Raw genomic sequence first — 19,836 nt, 5'->3', positions numbered from 1 at the left:
AAGCGAGGCCTGCAGCGTTCGGACCTCGCCGATAATAGCGGTGGCGGCGAGCCGCGCTGAAATCGGTGGCAGCCGGAGCGACCGAGCCCGCGGCAGCGGCTTTGGTGGGCGCGGGCGAGTTGGCAGCCGAAGGGGTGATCGGGGCCGTCATCAGAACAAGACTTGCGAAAGCTGCCAGCCCAACGCTGCGGCCGGCTGCGGAAATCATCGGTCCTTTATTCATCTTGACCTTCCTGTTCTCGCTCGAAGCGACATAATCAAACAAGACTAAACGTCCAAACCACTGAAATGGTTTCGTGATCGCGGCAATCTGCCACGCGTTGAACGATTGTAGATCGAACGTCCAGATCCAGCTTGAACCATCCAACATGAGCGGATAATGAACAGGCGCACCGTCTTTCGGTCGCCGTAAGCGTTTTACGTGAACCAACGCATCAACCGACGCCGTCGGGATCGATGCCATTCTTGGGTTCACCGTGACTGACGCGTCTTATTCCAAGAGAAACCAGATGATTGCGGTTCGCAAACTGCCGGCGCGCTATGCGTCGATCGTGATGCCATTTGTGCTGTCCATCCTCATGACAGCCGTGGTGTCGGTCATTTCCACCCTTCGAAGCCTCGGCGCAACGCCGGCGTTCCTCGCGACCTGGCCGGGCGCCTGGGCGCTGTCATGGCTCGTCGCCTTTCCGACGCTGCTGATGGTGCTGCCACTGGTCCGCCGGATCGTGGCTAGCGTCGTCGCTGCTCCCTTGCAGCCAGGCCGATAGCAGGCGCGGACGGCGGCGCATGACGCACGCCGTCCCGCTTCCGCGTGACCTTACGACAGCGCGCCGAGTACGCCGCGCGTCGCCTTGTCGATCTCCTCGACATAGCGGCGGCGGGCGAAGGTCTCGGTAAGGAAGCCGACCACCTTGCGGCTGTCGGTGGAATCGACCACCGCCAGCATCTCGGCCTCCGCCTCGTCGAACACCGCCATCGCCGACTTCACGTTCATTTCCGGGATCAGCACGATCTCGGTCAGGCGCGCGAGCTCGATCACCTGGATTTCGTCGGCGATGGTGTCGAGGTCGCCCGAGAACAGGTCGGGCAGCAGGACAAGGCCGACATATTCGTCCGCATTGTTGACGATGACGATCCCGGGCCGCGAGCCCAGCGCGAATTCGCGGCGGACCGCGGCGATCGTCGTGGTCGACGGCACCTTGCCAACATCTGAGCGCATCAGCCGCTCGACGGTGAGGTTGCGCAGCCAGCCGACGTCGTTGGCGCTGCGGATGGTCTCGCCGCGCAGATGCAGGCGCCAGGTCGAGAAGGAGTGCCCGAACATGAAGCGGACGCAGATCGAGGTGACGATGCAGCCGGCGAGCACCACGGCGGTAACGTCGACGTTGCGGGTCATCTCGAGCACGAGGAACGACATGGTCAAGGGACCGCCGACGATGGCGACGCCCAGCGTCGCCATGCCCGTCAGCATCGCGACCAGCGGATCGATCACGAAGTTCGGGCTGATCAAGAGCAGCACCGCGGAGAAGAACTTTCCGATCAGGCTGCCCACGAACAGCGAGGCAAAGAACAGGCCGCCGCGGAAACCGGAGGCGAGCGAGATCAGGCAGGCCGTCACCTTCAAGGCGATGATCAGCGCGATCAGGCCGATCGTCATGTCGTGAAAGAGATCGAGCACCATTGCGCCGTGGCCGGCCGCCAGCACCTGCGGCGTGACGATCGCAAAACCGCCGACGATGAGGCCGCCGATCACCGGGCGCAACCAGACCGGCAGCCATTTGAACAGGCGCTCGAACATCGAGGACGAGCGCATCACGGCGATGCCGACACCGCTGGTGACGAGCGCGAGACCGATCAGCGCGAGATATTGCTCGACGCCGACGGCGCTGACCTTGGGTATTTCGAGCGAGTATGGCGCGCCGCCGAGCCATTGCGCGGTCAGGGCGCCCGCGAGCGAGGCGGCGAGGATCGGCGCCGCGCTGCCGACCGAGTAGACGCCGACGATCAGCTCGCAGGCGTAGAAGGCGCCCGTGATCGGTGCACCGAAGGCCGCCGCGATCGCCGCAGCGGCACCGCAGCCGACGATCAGGCGCAGATCGTTGCGGCGCAGATTGAAGAACTTGCCGAGCAACGAGGCGATACCCGAGCCGATCTGGGTATAGCCGGCCTCGAGGCCGACGGAGGCGCCGCAGCCGTTCGAGATCAGCGTCTGGCTGGACACCACCACGCTGTCGCGCATCGACAGATTGCCGCCGCGCAGTGCGTTCGCCTCGATCGGATCGACCGCGCTGGAGAGCTTGAGCCGTCGCCGCCACCACTCCATGATCCCAAGCACCAACCCGCCCAGCGCGGGCGCGATCAGCGCGGCCCACGGACTGACGCTGGTATTGGCGGACAGGCGGACGTCGATGGGAATGCCGTAGATCACCATGTGGGCAATCTGCGCAATCTCGGCCATCAGCGTCACGATGGCGCCGGCGAGCGTGCCGATCACCAGCGCCAGCGGGATCAGATAGAATTCGTTGCTGCGTAGCAGCGCCCGCAGCCGAACCATGATGCGGTTCGTCCCCTTGCGGTCGGCGAGATGTCTGATCCGCAGGAACACGTTCTGTCCGCCCTACCCTTCCGACATGCCGTAACCGGACATGCGCTGGCGGACCCGCTCGATCTCGGCGCTCGACAGCAGCGGCGGCTCTCCGATCTGGAGACAGCCGTGATATTGCCGCGCCAGCGTCTCGACCTCGACCGCGAGCCACATCGCCTTGTCCAGCGACTTGCCGATCGCGATCATGCCGTGATGGTCGAGCAGGCAGGCAAGTCGGCCCTCCAGCGCCCGCACGGCATGTTCGGACAGCTCCGCCGTTCCGAAGGTGGCATAGGGCGCGCAGCGGATGCTGTCGCCGCCGGCGGCCGCGATCATGTAGTGCACGGGCGGGATCTCCAGGCCCATGATCGCCAGGATGGTGCAATAGGTCGGATGGGCGTGGACGACGGCGTCGACGTCTGGCCGGGCCTTCAGGATGTCGAGGTGGAAGCGCCACTCGCTGGACGGCTTCTGATCGGGCGCGTGCGAGCCGTCCATCGTCATGAACACGATCTGGTCCGGCGTCATGGCGTCGTAGGGCACGCTGGTCGGGGTGACCAGAAGCCCGTCCACATGCCGGACGCTGATATTGCCCGAGGTGCCCTGGTTGATGCCGAGCGCATTCATGCGGCGGCAGGCGCCGATGATGGCCTGTCTCTTGTCGAGCTCGTCCGCTGTCATCGACATCTCGATTTCCTGACGATGGGCGCCTGTCAGACGGGGAGTACGTCAAGCAATATGGCAGCGCAAGAGAAAGCGGACCGGATCGCGCGCGATCCCGCCAGCCGCCTCATGGCATCATGGAATAAACATGAAAATCAACGCATTAACAGATTGTCGCAGCTCTACGGCAAGCTTGCCCGGACCGCAGCGATGCCGTTGATCACGAACTGCACCGAATAGGCCGCGAGCAGCATGCCGAGCACGCGCGAGAGGACGGCGTTGCCGGTGCGCCCGAGGCTCCGCGCGATCATGTTCGCGGAGACAAAGCAGAGCATGCAGAGCAGGCACACGGCGAGCACGACCGCGATGATGATCGCGAGCCTCGGTCCGTAGCCGGCATCGCCGGTCAGGAGCAGCGTGGTCGCGATCGCGCCGGGACCGGCCATCATCGGGATCGCCAGCGGGAATACCGCGACGTCGGAGGCATGCTCCGAGGTTGCCTTATCGGCCTCGCGGGCCTCGCGATGCGGACGGTCGCCGAAGATCATCTGGTAGGACACGCCGAACAGCAGCAGCCCGCCGGCGATCTGGAAGGCGGGGATGCCGATCCCGAGCTGGCGCAGCAGCCAGTTTCCGATCAGGGCGATCACCACCAGGATCGACGCCGCAATCAGCGGCGCACGCAGCGCGATGGTGCGCATGGTCTTGTCGGGCATGCCTCCGGTCGCAGCGAGGAAGGCCGGCGCAAGGCCCACCGGATCGACCACGAGCAGCAGCGTCACGAACGCGGACAGGGTGAAGTCGATCATGTCTCGGTGGGCTCCCTGGACGCAGGAACGATGGCTGGCGGACTGACTTAGCCCGATAGAACCGCTTTGAAAATCACCGGAGATGCACAATGAGTGACAGTGGAATTGGAATGTTGCTGGGTCACCTTTCGGGCAACCTGCTCTGGCTCTGGTTCATCGGTGCCTTCGTGCTCGGTGCGGTCCTCGTCTACGGCGTGGCGAAGGCGGGGCGCCTGCGGCGCCGCGAGCGCGCGCAGCTCGACCGCAACACCGAGGCGCGGCAGCGGCAGGAAGATCCCTACAAGCGCCCGACCTGAGCGCAGGCTGCAGTTTGGAACTTTCGTTCTCCGAAAGCTTTTGATCGCCTGAGGATTGCGGAAGGCGATGCCTTCGCGCGTCACCTCAAGAGGAGGATGTATGGCAAAACGAGCAAAGAAGCGCACAAGCAAGAAATCGTCGACGGGCCGCGCCCGTCAGGCGCCGAAGATGTTGAGCGACCTATTCCTGGAGACGCTCAAGGACATCTATTTCGCCGAGAACAAGATCATCAAGACCCTGCCCAAGATGGCCAAGGCTGCCAACTCGAAGGAGCTCGCGGCGGCTTTCAACAAGCATCTGCGCGAGACCCAGGGCCAGGTCAAACGTCTGGACCAGATCTTTAAGATGCTGGGCAAGCCGGCCCGCGGCAAGCCTTGCGAAGCGATCAACGGCATCACCGACGAAGGTGCCGAGATCATGAAGGAGTTCAAGAACGCGCCTGCGCTCGACGCCGGCCTGCTCGCAGCCGCGCAGGCGGTCGAGCACTACGAAATCTCCCGCTACGGCACGCTGCGCACCTGGGCCGAGGAGCTCGGCATGCAGGACGCGGCAAAGCTGCTGCAGGCGACGCTGGACGAGGAAGAGGCGACCGATCACGCCCTGACCGAGCTCGCCACCTCCGTGATCAACCTCGAGGCGGAAGAGGAATACCGCCAGGCGGCCTGAGGCACACATAGGGTGACGACGGAACGCCGCGGCCCGGAAGGCCGCGGCGCTTGTTTTCGGATCGCACGATCCGCATGGCACCTGCGCGCAGCCGGGCTGGAATTCTCGGGAACCGGCCCCATATTCAGCGTTCCTCACCCGCCGAGCCCGCATCATGCAACCCAAAAATCCCCTCGACTGGATGCTGTCCGAAGCCTTGGACTCGCTGACCCGCGCCGAACGGCTGCGCCAGCAGTTCGGCCGGCAGGAAGCCTGCTGGGAGCCGCCGATCGACGTGCTCGAAACCGAGCATGAGCTCCTGATCCTGGTCGCGCTTCCCGGCGTCAATCCCGACAATGTCGAGACTGTCATCCATGACGGCGTGCTCGTCATCTCCGGCCAGCGCACCCTTCCGCCAGAGCTTCGCAACGCCCGCATCCACCGGCTCGAACTGCCGCAGGGGCGTTTTGAGCGCCGCATTGCATTGCCCGTTGGCCGTTACGCCATCAGCCGCTTCGTGATGGACGGCTGCGTCGCGCTGCGCCTCGCCAAATCCTGAGGTCGATCATGACCACCGAACCAATGAATACCGCACCGACCAATCCCCAGAGCAATTCCGACGTGAAGATTCCCGAAGACGCGCTGATCATCATTCCCGTGCGCGAAATGGTGCTGTTCCCCGGCGCCATCGCGCCGATCGCGATCGCGCGGCCGAAGTCGGTCGCCGCCGCGCAACAGGCGCTGCGCGAGCAGCGACCGGTCGGCATCGTCCTGCAACGCAGCCCCGAGACCGAGGAGCCCGGACCGGACGACCTCTATCGGGTCGCGACCATCGCCAACATCGTGCGCTACATCACCGCGCCCGACGGCACCCATCACATCGTCTGCCAGGGCGTGCAGCGCGCGCGCATCCTCGACTTCCTGCCGGGGACGCCGTTCCCGGCCGCGCGGATCCAGCAGATTCCGGAGCCGACCACCAGCACGCCCGAGATCGAGGCCCGCGGGCTGAACCTGCAGCGCCAGGCCATCGAGGCGATCGAGCTGCTGCCGCAGGCGCCGCCCGAACTGGTCGCGATGTTCCAGGGCACCACGGCGCCCGGCGCGCTGGCGGACCTGGCGACCTCGTTCATGGACATCAAGCCGCAGGACAAGCAGGAGGTGCTGGAGACCATCGACCTCGCTCTGCGTGTCGAGAAGGTGTCGAAGCATCTGGCCGAACGGCTGGAGGTGCTGCGCATCAGCAACGAGATCGGCCAGCAGACCCGCGCCAGCTTCGACGAGCGGCAGCGCGAAGCGATCCTGCGCGAGCAGATGGCGACCATTCAGCGCCAGCTCGGCGAAGGCGACGGCAAGGCGGCCGAGGTGGCCGAGCTGACCGCTGCCATCGCCAAGGCCAACATGCCGCCCGAGGCCGATGCACATGCGAAGAAGGAGCTGCGCCGCTACGAGCGCATGCCGGAGGCCGCCGGCGAGGCCGGCATGGTCCGCACTTACCTGGACTGGCTGATCGAGCTGCCGTGGGCACTGCCCGCGGAGAAGCCGATCGACATCAAGGAAGCGCGCCGCATCCTCGACGCCGATCACTTTGGCCTGGAGAAGATCAAGAGCCGGATCATCGAATATCTGGCGGTGCGCAAGCTGGCGCCGCAGGGCAAGGCGCCGATCCTGTGCTTCGTCGGACCGCCCGGCGTCGGCAAGACCTCGCTCGGCCAGTCCATCGCACGCGCGATGGACCGTCCCTTCGTGCGCGTCAGCCTCGGCGGCGTGCATGACGAGGCCGAGATCCGCGGCCACCGGCGCACCTATATCGGCGCGCTGCCTGGCAACATCATCCAGGGCATCAAGAAGGCCGGCGCCCGGAACTGCGTCATGATGCTGGACGAGATCGACAAGATGGGCCGCGGCGTGCAGGGCGATCCTTCCGCCGCGATGCTGGAGGTGCTCGACCCCGAGCAGAACGGGACGTTCCGGGACAATTACCTGGGCGTGCCCTTCGACCTGTCGCGCGTGGTGTTCATCGCGACCGCCAATATGCTGGACCAGATCCCGGGTCCGTTGCTGGACCGCATGGAGCTGATCAGCCTCGCCGGCTACACCGAGGATGAGAAGCTGGAGATCGCCAAGCGCTATCTGGTGCGCCGGCAGCTCGAGGCCAACGGCTTGACCGCCGAGCAGGCCGAGATCGAGCCGGAGGCGCTGAAGCTGGTGGTCAAGGGCTACACCCGCGAAGCCGGCGTGCGTAACCTCGAGCGGGAGATCGGAAAGCTGTTCCGCCATGCTGCCGTGCAGGTCGCCGAGGGCACGGCTGCCAAGATCGTCGTGACGCCAAAGGACATCGGCACTGTGCTCGGCCAGCCGCGCTTCGAAGGCGAGATCGCGCAGCGCACCAGCATTCCAGGCGTGGCCACTGGCCTGGCCTGGACGCCGGTCGGCGGCGACATCCTGTTCATCGAGGCCTCGCGGGTATCAGGCCGCGGCGGCATGATCCTGACCGGCCAGCTCGGCGAGGTCATGCGCGAGAGCGTGCAGGCTGCGATGACGCTGGTGAAGAGCAAGGCCACGCAGCTCGGCATCGATCCGCAGCTGTTCGAAAAGAGCGACATCCACGTTCACGTGCCGGCAGGCGCGACCCCGAAGGACGGACCGAGCGCGGGCGTTGCGATGTTCACGGCGCTGACGTCCCTGCTCACCAATCGCACGGTGCGCAGCGACACCGCCATGACCGGCGAGATCTCGCTGCGCGGCCTGGTGCTGCCGGTCGGTGGCATCAAGGAGAAGGTGGTGGCAGCCGCGGCCGCGGGCCTGAAGCGGGTGATGCTGCCAGCGCGCAACAAGCGAGATTACGACGATATCCCGCAGAGCGCGCGGGACAACCTCGAATTCATCTGGCTGGAGCGCGTCGACGAAGCCATCGCCGCGGCGCTCGAGCCGGCCGAGGCCAAAATCGAGGCCAAGGTCGAAGCGGCGGAGTGAATGCGATGAAGAAACTGCTGGAAAAAGCGAAGCAATCGCGAAAGACGCAGCGGTTGCGCCAGTTGCTCGATCGCGCCATAGACGGGGTTCGCGATGCGCTGGCGGCATCCGGACCGCGGCTTCAGCCGATCCCGGTCCGCGCGAAGCGCCGCAAGGGTTGAGCCCTCCGTCTCAAGTCCTCGCGACAGCCCCGAACAAAAGGCCCCCTCGCTCGAGGGGGCCTTTGCGTTGTTAGCCCACGGCGTCCTTGGCGGCCTTGACCGGGCGGGCGCGGACGATCTTCCGGGCCGGCTTGGCCTTGAACATCATCTCTTCGCCCGTGAACGGGTTGGTGCCCTTGCGCGCCTTGGTGGCGGGCTTCTTGATGACCACGAACTTGGCGAAGCCCGGCACCAGGAACAGGCCGTTCTTCTTGAGCTCCTTGTGACCGACGTCGGTCAGCGTCTCCATGACGCTCTTGACGTCACGCTTGGAAAGCTCGGTGGTGGTCGCGATCTTTTCGATCAGCTGCGATTTCGACATTTGGGTGGCCATCGTGTCTCCTCTGATTCGTTGACGGCTGCATATTAGACCAACCGGTGAAGGCCTATAGCCTTCTGCACAGTTTTGTCGGGGTTTTACGGGCTTTTTTGGCCCTCTGTGGCAAAAAACCCTGCTTTTTAGCCACTTCCGGAGCGGGAGAAGCCTCAGGCAGCGGATTTTACCTTGTTTCAAAGGCCCGCACGCAGCCTTGCTAAAGCTGATTCGATGCTTTCGACAAGCGATGACCGGCCTCTTTGTCGGAGTCCGGTCGCGATTCACCCTGGAAAATAAGCCTAGATCGTCGTGATGTGGCGATCGCGGGTACTTTCTCTCCCTTATTTCTAGGGAGCGCGACGAGCTTCGCTCGCGCTAGATACGTTCGATGATGACGGCCGGGGCCATGCCACCGGCCGCGCACATGGTGACGAGACCGCGCTTCAAGTCGCGCCGTTCAAGCTCGTCGAGCAGGGTGCCGATCAGGATCGAGCCGGTGGCGCCGATGGGATGGCCGAGCGCGATCGAGCCGCCGTTGACGTTGACCTTGGCGCGGTCGAGCTTGAGGTCGCGGATGTATTTTTCCGCAACCACGGCAAAGGCCTCGTTGATCTCGAACAGGTCGATGTCGTCGATGGTCAGCCCCGCCTTCGCCAACACCTTGCGCGTCGCCGGCACCGGCGCGTTCAGCATCAGCGTCGGCGAGTCCCCCATATTCGCCATCGCGACGACGCGGGCGCGCGGCTTCAGGCCGTGCGCCCTGGCGTAAGCGGGCGAAGCCAGAAGGATCGCGGCGGCGCCGTCGACGACGCCGGACGAGTTGCCGGCGTGGTGCATGAAGTCGATCTCGAGGTCGGGGTATTTCTGCAGGATCAGGCCGCGATAGGTCGTGCCCCTGTCGTCGAGCGCATGGTCGGCGACTGCGGGGAATGCGGGCTTCAAAGCGCTCAGCCCTTCCATCGTGGTCTGCGGCCGCGGATATTCTTCATGGTCGAGCGCGAGGCTGCCGTCCTCGCGATGCACCGGCACGAGGCTCTTCTTGAAGTGGCCGTTCGCGATCGCATGCGCGGCACGCTTCTGACTTTCGAGGCCGAGCGCGTCGACGTCCCTTCGCGTGATGCCTTCCAGCGTCGCGATCGCGTCGGCGCAGACGCCCTGATGCGACTGCGGATGCCGCGCTCGCAGGCGCAGATTGCCGTTGTCCATCATCATCGGACCGCCGCCGCGGCGTCCTTCCATCGACATCATCTCGCAGCCGCCGGCGACGACGAGGTCCTCCGTGCCCGACATGATCGAGCTTGCGGCCATGTTGACGGCGGTGATGCCGGAGCCGCAGAAGCGGTCGAGCGTTACGGCACTCGCGCGCACGTCGTAGCCGGCGTCCAGCGCCGACATGCGGCCGAGATCGCCGCCTTGCGTTGCGACCTGCGCGCTGCAGCCCCAGATGACGTCGTCGACGTCGGCGGTGTCGATGCCGGTGCGCGTCGCGAGCGCGCGCAGCACGGTTGCTCCCAGCTGCTGCGGATGAATGCCCGAGAGCGCCCCCTTGCCGGCCTTGCCAACGCCCCGCGGGGTCCGGCAGGCATCGATGATGAGTGCGTCGATCATTGGCATTATCCTCTTGTTGAACGGTTGGAAGCGTTTTGAATCAGCGGGCGAAGGGAGTCAATGCGCGCTGGCGGAACCGCCTCACCCCGCCCTCTCAACGCGAGCCAAGCTCGTCGCCCTTCCGCAAGAGCGGGGCGAGGGAGAGCAATCAAACCCCCGCTGCGTTCTTCGCGATCACGTTGCGATAGAAGCTGGCGCTGAGTTTCGGCGTACGCACCTGCGTATCGAAATTGACGTGGTAGAGCCCAAAGCGCTTGTTGAGCCCAAATACCCATTCGAAATTGTCCATCAGGCTCCAGAGGAAATAGCCGCGCACCGGCACGCCTTCGGCGGTGGCGCGCTGGAGCTGGGCCAGGTAGTTGCGCAAATACATGATGCGGTCGGTGTCGTAGATCTTGCCGTCGGGCGTCACGACGTCGTCGCCGGAGGTGCCGTTCTCGCTGATATAAATCGCGTCCGTTTTCCAGATCTTTGCCGCCAGCTTGGGCACCCAGTAGATCGTCTCGGGGCCGACGCGCAGCCAGTCCGAATTCATGTGCGGGAAGGATTTCGGGATCGGCAGCGGCATGAAGCCCGCGCCCTGGTCGGAGGCCACCACATAGTTCTGCGGCGCGTAGATGTTGAGGCCGAGGAAATCGACCGGCGAGGAGATGATCTTCAGCTCCGCATCCGTGTATTTCGGCGCGTCGCGCCCGGCGAAATTCAGGAAGGCGTCGGTGTACTGGCCCGTCATGATGACGTTGAGATAGCCGGCGTTCATTTCGCGCAGCGCGATCTCTGCGGCGCGGACGTTCTCCGGCGTGTCGATCGCGGGGGCACAGGCATCGATGTTCTCCGCCGGCCCCACCCTGGTGCCACGGCGGCCATGGGCGCGTACCGCCTGCACCGCAAGCCCGTGCGCGAGCGCGCTGTTGTGCCTGATCTGGTTGACCTCGGCTTGTGGCAGCGTCACGCCGGGCGCGTCGATGCCGATGCCGTAGCCGAAATAGACGAAGCGACCGCTCTCGTTCAGTGTGAATACGTTCTTGACGCGATCGGTCAGGTGCTCGGCGACATAGGCCGCGTAATCACCGAAGATCTTGCAGGTCTCCGTCGACCGCCAGCCGCCAAACCGGTCCTGGAGCGATTGCGGCAGGTCCCAATGATAGAGCGTCAGCCACGGCTCGATGCCGTTCTTGAGGAGTTCGTCGACCAGGCGGTTGTAGAAATCGAGTCCCTTCGGGTTGGGCTTGCCGTCGCCGTCCGGAAACAGCCGCGGCCAGGCCACCGAGAAGCGATAGGCCTTGCAGCCGAGCTCCCTGATGAGCGCGATGTCCTCCTTGTAGCGGTGATAGTGCTCGTTGGCGCGGTCGCCGGTCGAGCCATCCTCGATCTTGCCGGGGATGCGGACGAACTTGTCCCAGATCGAGGCCCCTCGCCCGTCCTCGTTGACCGCGCCCTCGACCTGATAGGACGAGGTCGCCGTGCCCCAGACGAAGCCCGCGGGGAAACCGTCCACGTTTCGCGGCGGCGATGCGGGCTTGGCGTCCGCGACCTCGAGAGGATTGGCGATTCCGGCTGCGGACAATCCCGCCAGCGTGGCGAACTGGCGACGCGAGACCTTGTCCGACATTGATCGTGCTCCGGGGTGATGCTCTTTCGGTGGCACCATGGCGAATCGCGGGTCGTTTGAGAAGCGGGCGAGCCGAGGGCCGAGGATGCAGGATTGCGGAATGCGACAAAGTTGTCCGAAAGGGGCTAGGGCGATCGTCGGCAGAGCTACCCCAAAGCCGAAATACCAGCCCCACCGTCATTCGAATTCCAGCCCAATCCGGCAAGGAAGTTGTCAGTTCCCTCGATACGAGGGCCCGTAGGCTCACAGAATGCCATATACCGCTCGGAAATTACGACCAAACTTCGCAAATATGGCGTATGCTGCAGCCATCGCCGCTCCGCTCTGGGCGATTGTCTGTCTGCACCGGTCAAGCAAGAGAACGACTGACTTATGACGCGGTTTGACCGCATCAGACTGTGGTAACCTCTTCCGCTTGACCAAGCGCCTGTCCTGCCAGGGATACAATGACTGACCCGCGTCAGAGCCACCGTGAATTCGAGGTAGATATATGTCGTATGCCTACAAGCTGAATGAAGACGTTCGCCACCAGCCCCAAGGCCCACAAGGACGTGCCGCAACTGAGCCACCGATGATTTACACCATCGTCCAGCATATGCCCATCGAGTCCGATGGACGTCTCCGATACCGCATCAAGTGCAAGTCGGAGAAAATCGAGCGAGTCGTCACGGAAGATCAGCTTTCGTATTCGCAGTGATCGCTTGATGACGGCGGGAATCCAGCGCGGATGAATTGGCTCGGTGTTGCCATGACCAACGACGGGACCGTTCTCGTTGCTTGGCGAGCCTGGATTGCGGAATGTCTGCCTGGGTCGGGAGCAGACATGAGGTCCTTCCGCCGCGGTGGCGCGCGGGCTTCCGCGATCAGCGCGAGCGCTTCGGCAACTTTGGCAGCTTGTCGGGATTGAACGGCGGCATCTGCCCGGTTCGTTCAGGTGCGGGCGCCTGCTGTTCCGTCAGAATCAGCGTACCCTGGAGGATCATTCCCGGCGCTTGCGCTGCCGTCGCCGTGTAGGTCGCCACCTTGCCCGGGCAGTTTCCCTCGATGTCCAGCGTGAGCTCATCGTCGACGCCGAACACGGTTGCGCGTCCGTCGGTATGGCGCTTCGTCGACACGGTGGCGGTGAAGCGATCGCCGTCGACCTTGCAAGAGCCGTGATAGGTCATCAGGCTGTCGCAGCCCCAGATCTGTCCGTCTGCGATATGGACGATCCCGGTCCCCTGATCGAGCGGCGTCTTGTACCAGGCGGCGTAGGTGCCGTCCTTCAACATGGGAGCAGTCTCCCCTGGTATTTCCTCGCGCATATCGACACGATCAGCGCTAACAAAGCGTTAATCGCGCGGCCCGAGCCAATCCGGGCTATTCCTGCGCAGCTCGGCCTCCAGGTCTTCAATGATGCTGTGAAGCAGACAGGCGGCAAGTGGATCGGTCACTTCGCGCTCCAAATGCCGGTACCGCGCGATCTGGAATTCCTGCTCTCTCAACTGGTGCTCTGTCATCGGACGGGCCCTCCGACGAACCGACGCAGAGACAGCCGAACAGTTTCGTTACAATTTTAGGATCATTCGCTATGGTTTCCAATCGGTAAAAACAACGCGACGCCAAGCTTCGCCGGCGGGCGGGATCATCGGAGATGTCAAAAGGTCGATACGCTGACACGCACCGCTGTCACGGCACGTCGCCGCCGCTGCGACTTCCACCGATGCTGTGCGGCTTATTGAGGAAGAACTCCCGGTTACCGAGAGCCGCCTCCGCGTACTGATCAATCGCAACCTGGATGGCCTCGATGTGCATGCGGCACCAACCCTCGAGGCAGGACAGGCGCCGCGCATGATGAAGCGCCTTCAGAAATTCCGGCGGCTCCTGCATGTCGGAGAAGTAGGTCGGCCTCTCCCCCTTCATGCTCGTGCCATCTTTCGCGGCGGAACAAGGCTGCGCTTCTCAACCCCGACGCGCGATGGCATCGGCCGACGGCGGGGAACGAACAGGCTGGCGACGACGATCGGGTCGGTGTCTCCGAGCGCGGCCCGCTCCTGAACGAGCCCGCTCATTACCGTGCGCATCTTCATGACTTCGCCTGCGACGAAGCTGCAGTCCTCGTCCCTGTTGATCTGCTCATGCATGATCGCCTCGGCCTCACGCATGCTGACGCGTAACGCCCTGATGATCCTGCGGATTTCGTTGATGCGGTTGTCCATGGCTCGCTCCCTTGGCTGGACGAGCAGCATAAGAACAAAACATGAACAATGAGTCAATCGGCTTGAGGTAGAGCAGAGCCGGCGTGACACGCCATGCCGGGCGGCGCCAACCCGGGCTTACCGAGCCAAGATCAGAACGTCACCCGCATCCCCGCATAGAACGCACGCGGCCTTGCCGGACTGAGCGAGCGCGGGTCGGTGAACTCGGCACCGCCATTGGTGAAGTTGGGCACGGCTTCGCGGTCGAAGAACTGTCCGTAGGTCGCGTAGCGCCTGTCGAAGATATTGTCGATCTTGCCGTAGAGCTGGACGTTCTTGGTCACCTGGTAGGACGTGTGCAAGTTGAACACGGTGTAGGACGGCAGCTTCGTATATTGGTTGGACTCGTCGCCGACCAGATATTGGCTGGAGACGAACAGCGCGTTGCCGCCAACCTTCCACACGTCGGTGACGGCATAGTCGATGCCGACCTTGACGCGATGGCGCGGGATCGCGGGGAGCTGGTTGCCGGGTAGCACCTGAATGGTCTCGGTGACAGTATCCCTGAACGGGCTTTCGGAACCGAGCGCGAAAGCGTCGAGATAGCGTGCGTCGACGAAAGCGTAGCTCGCCTGAAACTGAAGCGTGGGCGACTTGATGTTGACCTCAGCTTCGAGCCCCTGACGCCTGGTACGGCCGACGTTGGAGAAATAGCCGAAGCCGGTGCGGCCGACTGCGGGAACGGCGACGATGTCGTCGTAATTGGTGGCGCGGAAGCCGCCGATTTTCCAGCCGAGCGTGCCGATGTTCAGCTCCCTGCTGCCGCGCAGGCCCGCTTCCACGGTCTTGGACACGACCTGCTTCAATGGCGGATCGGAGACGAGAAACGCGGCAATCAGACAGGGACGGGCTGGATCCGAGCAGCCGAGCTCGAGCGGCGTCGGAACGCGGTTGGCCTCGGAATAGCCGGCGTAGGCCGTCAGCTCCGGCGTGATCTTGTAGGTGCCGCCGATTACCGGATTGAAGCGGGTGAAGGTGTGATCGCCGTTGAGATCGGTCCCGAGCTGATCCTCCAGCGTGATGCGCGCGACGTTGAACCGGCCGCCGCCGGTGACGGCGAAGGCGTCCGTGATATTGAACGTGTCCATTGCGTAGAGGCCGTTATATTGATTGACGGTCCGCAGCGAGACAGGGCCGGCAACGGTATCAGGTACGCCAGTCGGCCCCAGGAAGAGGCCGCCGCCGCTGACGACGTAGCTTTCTCCGATCGTGCCGATTTCGGCGGTGGCGTTATAGCGCGTGACACTGGCGTCATAGGTCGCGCCCATCACGAAGCGGTTGTCGTGGCCGAACAGCTGGTCGGTGTTGGTGGCCTGCCCCGACACGCCGAAGGTGGTCGAACGTATCGAGCTCCGGTCGATCTCGCCGAGGATGGTCCCGGACGCGAAAGGATTGGCAAGCGGCAGGCCGTTCACGCCGTTTGCCGGTGTGGCGCCGTCGCCGAAGCAAAGAAGCCCAGCGAGCCCCGGGTCAGTGCATTCCTGCGCGTCGGTCGGATTGCCGTCGACGAGCTTCTGCTCGTACCTGCGCACATGCGCGGTGCCTTCGAGTGTCCAGGTCGGCGTCGCATCGACCTTGCCCGTCAGGTTGAGATAGCCGACGCGGTTGGAAGTGGTCTGCGGGGTCGTGTAGGTCGCGCCCCAATATTTGTCGAGCAGCTCGGCGGGAACGGTGGCGTTGGCGCCGAAATCGTTCTTGGCGACGCCCATGTTGGCGTGGAATTCGCTGTCGCCCGCCTTGTAACCGACGTCGCCGTAGAAGCGCCGCACGTCCGATTGGGAGAAATTGCGGAAGCCGTTGTCGTGCAGGCCTTCGAGCGCGGCATAGACGCCGTAGTTCTTGTCGACCGTCTTGCCCCATTGCGCCGAGCCCTGAATGCGGCCGAACGAGCCGCCCATGAGATCAAGCTCCGCGCCCTGATAGGTAAAACCGTCCTTCATTTGCAAATTGATCGCGCCGCCCAGCGCGTTGAGGCCGAAGGCGGGATTGTTGGTCACGAGCGTCACCGACCGGATCGCCGCGGTCGGGATCAGGTCCCAGTTGACGGCGTCGGAGAAGGCCTCGTTGATGCGAACCCCGTTCTGATACACAGCGAGGCCTTGCGGCGTGCCCGTCACCGGCGAGGCAACGAAGCCGCGGAATTCGACATCCGGCTGAAATGGATTGCCGGTAACCTCGCTGATGTTGACGCCGGCGATGTTGTCGCGAAGCGCGTCGGTGATGTTCAGCGAGCCGGTGCGCTTGATCTGGCTGGCGTCGACGGCGTTGATCGCCGAGGGGACCTTGTCGACGTCAAGACCTCTGCCGGTACCCGGCGCGGTCGGATAGACGTAGAGGCGCGTCTTGGGGCTGGCGGATGACGGCGCTCCGATGTGCGCGACCGGACGCGATGACGCGGTGCGCCGCGCCGTTGACCGCGGCGGCGCCGTCACCTCGACCGGCGGCAGGTTCTGGACGTTGGTTTCCTCGTCCTGCGCGGCCCCCGCGGGGATCGCGAAGACGGAGAGCAGCCCGGTCGAAACCAAGGCGATCAACAAACGACGATTGAACCCAAGAGGCTTGAACCCAATAGGCTTGAACCGAAAACGCTTGAACCAAACACGATCGCCCATCCCAGCCTTCCCATCCGTGACCACCGACTGTTTTGATCTTCCCCCGGTTGGTCGAGACGAGTGTAATCGGCAGGAATGCGTGCGCCAGCCACAAAAGGTCGGGCCGTATCGCACCAAATTTCCCGACCAAATCGGGAATTTTTCCCGACGCGATCAGGCCGCTGCCGTCGGGACCAGGGCCTCTACGGTCAGACCACCGTCACCCGAGACGACGTTGAGCGTGCCGCCCAGCGCGAGAATCCGCTCGCGCATGCCGACGAGCCCGAAGCCGAGCTTTTGGCCGGGCTCCATGCCGCGGCCATTGTCGCTGACCCGCACCCGGGCACAGCTGCGGCCGTCGCTTGCCGCCTCCGCCACCGGCTCGATGACGACGTTAACCGAGGTCGCGCCGGCGTGGCGGAACACGTTGGTGAGCGCCTCCTGCACGATGCGGTAGATGGTGAGGTCGGCGGTCTCCCCGGTGACGCCAAGCGCCGGCGAGATCACGGTCTCGATGGTGACATCGGGATGCGACTCCCGCCACAGCCGCGACAGCGATTCCAGCGCCTGGCGCAGGCCGAACTCGGCCAGGCCGACTGGCCGGAGGCGCTCCAGCACGCGGCGATTGAACTGCTGAAGCGCGTTGATCTGCTCCAGCATGGCACTGCCGTGTTTTCGCACGGCCTCCGCATTCGGGGCGCGTCCGTCCGCCTGCTTCGCCAGCGCGCTGGCATGCGCGCGTAGCGAGAACAAGTATGGCCCGAACTCGTCATGGAGCTCGCGCGCGATCTCCTTGCGCTCGACGTCCTGGAGCGACACCGTTCGCTCGGCGAGGCGCCGCTTGTCCTCGATGGCGTCACTGAGCGTTGCCGCAAGATGGTTGAGCTTGGTGCAGATCGCGGCGAGTTCCGGCGCGCCGCCCGGCGCGACGCGCGCCTGATAACGCCCGTCTTCGAGCTCGGCCATCACGTCCGCAAGGGATTGGAGCGGCGCCAATGCCCGGCCGATCACATTCATCATCACCAGGAACAGCGCCAGCGCGATCACCGAGCCGACCTCGAGCTGGGTCACGATGGCGTCCCAGATCTCGGCGATCTCGTCATCGGGATGGGAGGTGATCAGCAGCGAACCCGGCTTGCCATGGATCGAGACGGGCACGCTCACCGCGGTCTGCTCGGGATGAACCAGGCTGACGAACCAGGCCGGCGGCGCGCGGGTGTCGTCATCGGCGTCGGTCCGGGGCTGCGTCAGCGGACGGCCGGCTTCGTCCCGAAGCGCGATGCTGACATGGCGCAGGCGGCTGAGGTCGCGTGCGATCTGGTTCAGCCTGGCATCCGGATCGGGCGCCTCGTTGAGATCCGCAACGATCATCTCGATGAATTCGCGCGCGAGCCGGATCACGCTCTGGTCCTCGGCCTGCACGCGCGGCCCGGCTTCCGCGACCTGGCGGCCGATATTGACGGCGAGTCCCAGCGCCAGCAGCAGCGCCAGCAGCAGGTTGATGCGCCCGCGCAAGGATAGATTTTGCCACATTGGTATCGCCCGTGCCCCCGCGAAGGATTGGCCTGCCCCTTGTCCGATAACGTTGACAGAGGCGAAGCGCCCGATATCTAATCGAAAGCGTACAGCAATCCCGGCCGGGCGCGAAACAGGCCAAGACGCTGTCGCGAGGAACGCCTATGCGCATTTTGATCGTCGACGATCATCCCATCGTCGCCTCCGGCTGCCGTGCCGTGCTGGCGGACGAGGGCGAGATCGAGATTTTGGAGGCCGCCGACGCCGAAGACGGCGAGTGCGTCTTCATCGTCGAGCGCCCCGACCTCTCGATCATCGACATCAACCTGCCGACCGTGTCCGGCTTCGAGCTCGCGCGCCGCATCCTCGAGCGCGCGCCCGAGGCCCGGATCATCATGTTCAGCATGAACGACGACCCTGCTTTTGCCGCGCGGGCGATCGAGTGCGGCGCCAAGGGCTATGTCTCCAAGACCGGTGACCCCGACGATCTCGTCGAGGCGATTCGCACCGTCGGCGGCGGCGGCACCTATCTGCCGAGCGCGATCGCGCGCAGCATCGCCTTTGCGGGACCCGCGCTGGCGCAAAGCCCGCTGTCGAAGCTGAACGCGCGCGAGATGGAGATTTTGCGGCTGCTCAGCGCCGGAAAGAGCCTATCCGAGATCGCCTGGCTGGTGCAGTCGTCCTACAAGACTGTCGCCAACACCTCGTCCATCATGCGCCAGAAGCTCGGGGTGAAAACCTCTGTCGAGCTGGTGCGGCTGGCGATCGACAGCGGCGTGGCCTGACGGCCGCCGCGAATTCGGTCACACAAGCGTTGCAATCCTGATGTGGTTTGATGCCACGGAGCATAACGGCATGACGATCCAGACTGTCTCGACCAATACATCCTATGGCGGCGTGCAGGGCGTGTATCGCCATGCCAGCCAGGCGACCGGAACCGACATGACGTTCTCGGTCTATGTTCCCCCGCACGCACAGGGCGCCAAGCTGCCTGTGGTCTGGTATCTCTCCGGCCTCACCTGCACGCACGCCAACGTCACCGAGAAGGGCGAATTCCGCAAAGCCTGCGCCGAGCTCGGCTTGATCTTCGTCGCGCCCGACACCAGCCCGCGAGGCCCCGACGTGCCCGGCGATGCCAATAATGCCTATGATTTCGGTCTTGGCGCCGGCTTCTATGTCGACGCGACGGAAGCGCCGTTTTCAAGCAATTATCGCATGTGGAGCTACGTCACCGACGAACTGCCGAAACTCGTGGCGGAAAATTTTCCGGTCGATGCGAAGCGCCAATCGGTGATGGGCCATTCGATGGGCGGCCATGGCGCGCTGACGGTCGCGCTGCGCAACCCGCACCGTTTTCGCGCGGCCAGCGCCTTTGCGCCGATCGTCGCGCCGTCGCTCGTGCCCTGGGGCATCAAGGCGTTGACCGGCTATCTCGGGCCGAACAAGGACATTTGGCGCAGCCACGACACGGTGGCGCTGATCGAGGACGGCGCGAAGTTTTCAGGCTTCCTCGTCGACGTCGGCGAGGCCGATAACTTTTTGAAAGAGCAGCTTCGTCCTGAATTGCTGCAGGCGGCCTGTGCCAAGGCCAACATTCCGCTGACGCTGCGGCGGCAGGCGGGCTACGACCACAGCTATTACTTCATCTCGACCTTCATGGGCGATCACCTGCACTGGCATGCGGAGCGATTGAAGGGGTAAATAGTCGTCCGTGAACAAGGCACTAAGCGATTGAGCAGGAGTCAGTTTTCCGGTTGCGGCGGCATTTGAGATTGCAGGGATTGGG

20 protein-coding genes and 1 pseudogene are annotated in these 19,836 nt (G+C 64.2%); 8 read left to right on the top strand and 13 right to left on the bottom strand.

The window, feature by feature from the left end; all coding sequences use genetic code 11:
- Positions 1 to 223 (bottom strand): annotated as a pseudogene (locus IVB32_RS13245) (hypothetical protein); the annotation flags it as partial.
- Positions 224 to 509: 286 nt separating this feature from the next.
- Between IVB32_RS13245 and IVB32_RS13240 the strand changes: the two are divergent.
- Positions 510 to 767, top strand: coding sequence for a DUF2798 domain-containing protein (locus IVB32_RS13240; RefSeq protein WP_085350586.1), 258 nt, complete (start codon positions 510 to 512; stop codon positions 765 to 767).
- Between the two features lie 50 nt (positions 768 to 817).
- On the opposite strand, the gene IVB32_RS13235 is transcribed toward IVB32_RS13240, so the two are convergent.
- The 3 genes from IVB32_RS13235 to IVB32_RS13225 all read right to left on the bottom strand — a co-directional run bounded on the left by IVB32_RS13235 (position 818) and on the right by IVB32_RS13225 (position 4,056).
- A complete protein-coding gene (locus IVB32_RS13235) occupies positions 818 to 2,605 on the bottom strand; it encodes a chloride channel protein (RefSeq protein ID WP_085361046.1) in 1,788 nt (595 codons plus the stop codon).
- Positions 2,606 to 2,617: 12 nt separating this feature from the next.
- Positions 2,618 to 3,271, bottom strand: a complete 654-nt coding sequence (locus tag IVB32_RS13230; protein WP_198957640.1) for a class II aldolase/adducin family protein — start codon at positions 3,269 to 3,271, stop codon at positions 2,618 to 2,620.
- Between the two features lie 158 nt (positions 3,272 to 3,429).
- Positions 3,430 to 4,056, bottom strand: coding sequence for a MarC family protein (locus IVB32_RS13225; protein ID WP_247335370.1), 627 nt, complete (start codon positions 4,054 to 4,056; stop codon positions 3,430 to 3,432).
- An 89-nt stretch (positions 4,057 to 4,145) separates the two neighbouring features.
- Between IVB32_RS13225 and IVB32_RS13220 the strand changes: the two genes are divergently transcribed.
- The 5 genes from IVB32_RS13220 to IVB32_RS13200 all read left to right on the top strand — a co-directional run bounded on the left by IVB32_RS13220 (position 4,146) and on the right by IVB32_RS13200 (position 8,132).
- On the top strand, positions 4,146 to 4,352 hold the full coding sequence (locus IVB32_RS13220) for a hypothetical protein (protein WP_007601434.1): 207 nt from the start codon (positions 4,146 to 4,148) through the stop codon (positions 4,350 to 4,352).
- A 100-nt stretch (positions 4,353 to 4,452) separates the two neighbouring features.
- Complete coding sequence (locus IVB32_RS13215; RefSeq protein WP_085384836.1) at positions 4,453 to 5,019, top strand: ferritin-like domain-containing protein; 567 nt, start codon at positions 4,453 to 4,455, stop codon at positions 5,017 to 5,019.
- Positions 5,020 to 5,173: 154 nt separating this feature from the next.
- Complete coding sequence (locus IVB32_RS13210) at positions 5,174 to 5,557, top strand: Hsp20/alpha crystallin family protein (protein ID WP_007601432.1); 384 nt, start codon at positions 5,174 to 5,176, stop codon at positions 5,555 to 5,557.
- An 8-nt stretch (positions 5,558 to 5,565) separates the two neighbouring features.
- A complete protein-coding gene (gene lon, locus IVB32_RS13205) occupies positions 5,566 to 7,971 on the top strand; it encodes an endopeptidase La (RefSeq protein WP_247335373.1) in 2,406 nt (801 codons plus the stop codon).
- A gap of 5 nt (positions 7,972 to 7,976) precedes the next feature.
- Positions 7,977 to 8,132 (top strand): hypothetical protein, encoded by a 156-nt coding sequence (locus IVB32_RS13200; RefSeq protein WP_247295101.1) that lies wholly within the window; start codon positions 7,977 to 7,979, stop codon positions 8,130 to 8,132.
- A 70-nt stretch (positions 8,133 to 8,202) separates the two neighbouring features.
- Here IVB32_RS13200 and IVB32_RS13195 read toward each other — a convergent pair whose 3' ends face one another.
- The 9 genes from IVB32_RS13195 to IVB32_RS13155 all read right to left on the bottom strand — a co-directional run bounded on the left by IVB32_RS13195 (position 8,203) and on the right by IVB32_RS13155 (position 18,068).
- Positions 8,203 to 8,505, bottom strand: a complete 303-nt coding sequence (locus tag IVB32_RS13195) for an HU family DNA-binding protein (RefSeq protein ID WP_007601427.1) — start codon at positions 8,503 to 8,505, stop codon at positions 8,203 to 8,205.
- A gap of 357 nt (positions 8,506 to 8,862) precedes the next feature.
- Positions 8,863 to 10,095 (bottom strand): acetyl-CoA C-acetyltransferase, encoded by a 1,233-nt coding sequence (locus IVB32_RS13190; protein WP_247335377.1) that lies wholly within the window; start codon positions 10,093 to 10,095, stop codon positions 8,863 to 8,865.
- 148 nt (positions 10,096 to 10,243) lie between these two features.
- Positions 10,244 to 11,707, bottom strand: coding sequence for a GH1 family beta-glucosidase (locus IVB32_RS13185; RefSeq protein ID WP_085361044.1), 1,464 nt, complete (start codon positions 11,705 to 11,707; stop codon positions 10,244 to 10,246).
- A gap of 863 nt (positions 11,708 to 12,570) precedes the next feature.
- The gene (locus tag IVB32_RS13180; protein ID WP_018460275.1) at positions 12,571 to 12,978 is read right to left on the bottom strand and encodes a hypothetical protein; all 408 of its coding nucleotides are present in this window, start codon (positions 12,976 to 12,978) and stop codon (positions 12,571 to 12,573) included.
- Between the two features lie 60 nt (positions 12,979 to 13,038).
- The gene (locus tag IVB32_RS13175) at positions 13,039 to 13,206 is read right to left on the bottom strand and encodes a hypothetical protein (RefSeq protein WP_162847266.1); all 168 of its coding nucleotides are present in this window, start codon (positions 13,204 to 13,206) and stop codon (positions 13,039 to 13,041) included.
- Between the two features lie 169 nt (positions 13,207 to 13,375).
- Complete coding sequence (locus IVB32_RS13170) at positions 13,376 to 13,609, bottom strand: hypothetical protein (protein ID WP_018460276.1); 234 nt, start codon at positions 13,607 to 13,609, stop codon at positions 13,376 to 13,378.
- Complete coding sequence (locus tag IVB32_RS13165) at positions 13,606 to 13,905, bottom strand: hypothetical protein (protein ID WP_085384859.1); 300 nt, start codon at positions 13,903 to 13,905, stop codon at positions 13,606 to 13,608. The genes IVB32_RS13170 and IVB32_RS13165 overlap by 4 nt, the downstream gene beginning before the upstream one ends.
- Before the next feature lie 131 nt (positions 13,906 to 14,036).
- Positions 14,037 to 16,556 (bottom strand): TonB-dependent receptor, encoded by a 2,520-nt coding sequence (locus tag IVB32_RS13160; protein ID WP_018460278.1) that lies wholly within the window; start codon positions 16,554 to 16,556, stop codon positions 14,037 to 14,039.
- A 153-nt stretch (positions 16,557 to 16,709) separates the two neighbouring features.
- Positions 16,710 to 18,068: a histidine kinase gene (locus IVB32_RS13155; RefSeq protein WP_026233990.1), complete on the bottom strand. Its 1,359-nt coding sequence runs from the start codon at positions 18,066 to 18,068 to the stop codon at positions 16,710 to 16,712.
- A 146-nt stretch (positions 18,069 to 18,214) separates the two neighbouring features.
- On the opposite strand from IVB32_RS13155, the gene IVB32_RS13150 reads away from it, so the two are divergent.
- Both IVB32_RS13150 and fghA read left to right on the top strand, forming a co-directional pair.
- Positions 18,215 to 18,835 (top strand): response regulator transcription factor, encoded by a 621-nt coding sequence (locus tag IVB32_RS13150; protein ID WP_018460280.1) that lies wholly within the window; start codon positions 18,215 to 18,217, stop codon positions 18,833 to 18,835.
- 70 nt (positions 18,836 to 18,905) lie between these two features.
- Positions 18,906 to 19,751 (top strand): S-formylglutathione hydrolase, encoded by an 846-nt coding sequence (gene fghA, locus IVB32_RS13145; RefSeq protein WP_018460281.1) that lies wholly within the window; start codon positions 18,906 to 18,908, stop codon positions 19,749 to 19,751.
- Positions 19,752 to 19,836: the final 85 nt, after the last annotated feature.

This window comes from Bradyrhizobium sp. 23, assembly GCF_023073295.1.
GTDB classification, from domain to species: Bacteria; Pseudomonadota; Alphaproteobacteria; order Rhizobiales; family Xanthobacteraceae; genus Bradyrhizobium; species Bradyrhizobium canariense_D.
The sequence above is the reverse complement of the archived record's forward strand: the minus strand, read 5'-3'. Positions and strand labels throughout refer to the sequence as shown.